The sequence below is a fragment of the Streptomyces cupreus genome (genome assembly GCF_014257025.1).
GTDB classification, from domain to species: domain Bacteria; phylum Actinomycetota; class Actinomycetes; order Streptomycetales; family Streptomycetaceae; genus Streptomyces; species Streptomyces cupreus.
The window spans coordinates 1-3,249 of the sequence record NZ_JACMSF010000143.1 but is presented as its reverse complement, the minus strand read 5'-3'; the positions used below and the strand labels follow the sequence as shown (position 1 = coordinate 3,249).

Here is a 3,249-nt window from a genome sequence, read left to right as displayed (position 1 = left end):
GGATTCACGGAACTGCGGACAGAGCCTTGAAAACGGCTCTGTCCGCAGTTCCGTGAATCCCCAGGCGCGTACCGGAGAAGCGCAGCATGCGCTGGAAGCTGACCTCAGGAAGCGGCCGGGCTAGAAGGGCGGTTCCCAGTCGCCCCAGTTCGTCTTCTCGCCGGGCGAGGGCCAGGATTCCGTTCCACAGTAGGGCCACAGGCGGCCCACCCATTCACACTCCGGGATCACGCTCTCCGAGTCGTCGGTACACCGGTCGGCCCCAGCCGGGCCCACCATGACCGGCCGGGTGGCCAGGCCGCGGACGGTCTCTTGTACCCGTACCACCAGGCCGAGCCCGTTGACTCCCGGGTTACCCCGCGGACCGTAGGACACGGAGACTACCCCGCAGTCATGAGCGTGCCCCAGGAACTGTTCCACATCGTCTGGGACGCAGGCGGTCAACTCTCTTCCCCAGAGCAACACCTGAGGTCCTCGGACCGCGTCTACCGCGACGCAGAACAACCGTCCGTCAATGAAGTAGGTGTACACGGCCGGCTCTTCAAGCCCTGTACCGAATTCCACGCCGAGGGTCTCCCACCAGGGACTGGCCCGGAACCGGCGCAGCTCGGTCATTCCCGGCAGCGCTGCAGCGACCTCACTGAGACGCATACCGAAACACAGCGGCCCGACGCTTTCCAGGGGCATGAGTTCCCATTCCGGACGCGCCGACGCCCTAGCGGCACCCCGAAACTCCGCTGCCTCCATGTCCCCGCCCTTCCCCAACATGCACGCCGAACAGCCTCGGTTCCCGGGGCCCGGCACCACTCTGGCATGCACAAACCTCAAGATCGTTCACGGAACTTCGGCCAGAGCCGAATTCAGGAAGCCTCATCATCGGTCGCTGGAGAGTCGGCTGTGGGCTGAGCGTGGTGGTTGGTGAGCGGATCACGCGTCCGGACCGGTGGTGGGAGCCCCCGCCCATGAAGGGCAACGGGCAAGCCCGCTCGCAATGAAGCTTCCACCACAACCATGTCGTGCTGAAAGGAAACAGCACGCAGTCCACGATGAGGGACATACGCCTGAAAGTCTGGCAATGCCGAGGCTTGGTCACCTCATCGGCCGAGGCTGGCGGTTTCCCCGTTAACCCACGTGACGATCAGCTGAAGAAGCGCAACGCTTCTCAGGGGGCGGCACTTCGCCTGCACGGCACGCACCCTGCGTGCGGCCGTGGCGCCGTGGAGGTTGTTCCTGGCCCGCCGCTCTCCCCCGTAGCGGCGGGCCAGACCCATGCTCCAGGTGGGCGCAGCAGCGGTGACCAGACCCTGTCGTCGACCGGAACTTGCTGCACATCGTCGTCACGGCTGTTGTTACTGAGCGCCGTGGTTGGCCCGGCTGGCCAACCACGGCGCTTAGCGAGAGGACCTGGTTCAGCACTGGAAGAGGCCAGAACGCGGGCGGCGATTGTCTCGCGCGCGGCCGTGCAACGCGTCGTCCTGTGCGACCCGCTGGTTGGCCCGTTGGCTATGCCAGGGGGCCGAGGTCGCCTTCAAGGACGGTCTGGATGATCTGGGGCCGGTCCCAGAGGGCCAGGATTTCGTTCGCGACGTCCACGATGGGCAGGGGGTCCTGGTTGCCGTGTACCACGATGGCGGCGGCCGACAGGCTGCGTGGGACGGCTCCGGCGTCCAGGAGGACGCGCCACTCTTCCGGGCCGAGCTCCAGGAACTCCAGCCCGGTGAGCTTGGTGATCTCCAGGGGGTCCGCCAGCGTACCGGGGTAGGCGGTAAGGGTGCGCAGGCGGGGCAGCCCGGTGAGGGGGGCAAGAGGGAACGGCGCACCGTCCCACACGCCGATGGACAGGACTTCCAAGCCGGGGTGCGCGGCGGCCTGGATGCTCTTCAGGCTTGCGATGTTGACCCTAGCCACGGCTGGCTGCTGCACATGCGGACTGCTGGGCTCTGCGCCGGGCCGGCCCAGCACCAGGTCGGTGAGGGAGTCGCCAACGAGCGCGGCGCCGGTGTTCTCCTCGTGGGAGAGCATGATGACCTGTCCCATGTGTCCGCGGGGGCCGGGTGTCAGATCGACGGCCAGCCGGTCTCCGCCGCCATTGTCGCCGAAGGCGATCCAGCCGGGTGAGCCGACGAGTCCCTGCACCATGGCGTCGGGCGGAGTGACGACCGCCTCCATCGCCGCGAACTCCCAGCGACAGTGGCGGGACGACGCGTCGGCGACGTACAGGCCGTCGAGGTCGAAAAGCTCACAGCCGACCGCTGCGCATTCACGTTCCGCTGCCTCGTAGTCGTCGCCCAAGTCCTCCCACCGTGCCCGTGTCACCCGGTAGAGCACCTTGAGCTCGTCGGGCAGCGTGACGCCGAGGCGCGCTTCGGTCGCGGCGATCTCCTCCTCCGTAGCGCCGATGGCGTGCGGCAACCGCTCGCGCAGCGTCCGCTCAAGCAACGCCAGGTCCGCCGAAGGTGCCGGGACCGCCCCGGGCGCGGGATCAGGGAGCCGGCGCCAGGGCTCGGGAAGGGAGCCGTCGACCAGGATGAGAGCCCCCGGGTGCGGGGTGCCGATGCCGGGCTCCACGGCCGGGCTGGGCCCGAGCAGGCGGAGCGTGGTCGTCCCGGTCGGTTGGATCTCCGCCGTGAACGAGATGTCGTCGACTCCGGCGTCCGCGAGCGCGCTCTGCACCCGCTCCACGGCGTCGAACTCCTCCTGCATGTCCTCCACCTGTGCGGCTCGGCCCGGCGGCGGCATCCGTCGCTTCAGGGCCAGACTCCAGCCATGCCGGCCAATGCGTCCCTCCACATGGACAGACCGGGCAGCATGCCTCTGCGGGCGGTCGGCCAGCAGGAGCCGCAGCACGGGCTCCCAGGTCGCGAAGTCGAGTATCGATGCCACGGGGGGCCTCTGATCAACCATGCGCAGACCGTACGTGGAAGCACTGACATCTTCTCTGCACCAACTTCGCTGGCGTGACCGGCCCGGACCCAGTTGCTGGCCGCCCGGGCTGCGTGAAGGAAGCCGCGCGCCCGCCACTGGATGTCGTGACGGCGTCGTGGGCATCGAACTGCCCGGCTCGCCGGCCCTCTTGAGGGACAGGTTCGCGCCAGCCTCACGCCAGATCAGGCCGCTCAGGGCCGAGAGGGCGATACTCGGATGCCGCGCCGCACATGAACACGGAATGAGCGGGGCAGCAACTGGCTGGAGATTGAGGGGGCACTCAGTGCCGGCATCGGAGCACGAACTGCGCGAGACGCACCGCGC

Annotated in this window: 1 protein-coding gene; it reads right to left on the bottom strand. The window is 68.2% G+C overall.

Annotated features, from left to right (window positions below):
* Positions 1–1,503: 1,503 nt before the first annotated feature.
* Positions 1,504–2,904, bottom strand: a complete 1,401-nt coding sequence (locus H4N64_RS43905; RefSeq protein WP_186288224.1) for an SMI1/KNR4 family protein — start codon at positions 2,902–2,904, stop codon at positions 1,504–1,506.
* Between the last annotated feature and the right edge of the window lie 345 nt (positions 2,905–3,249).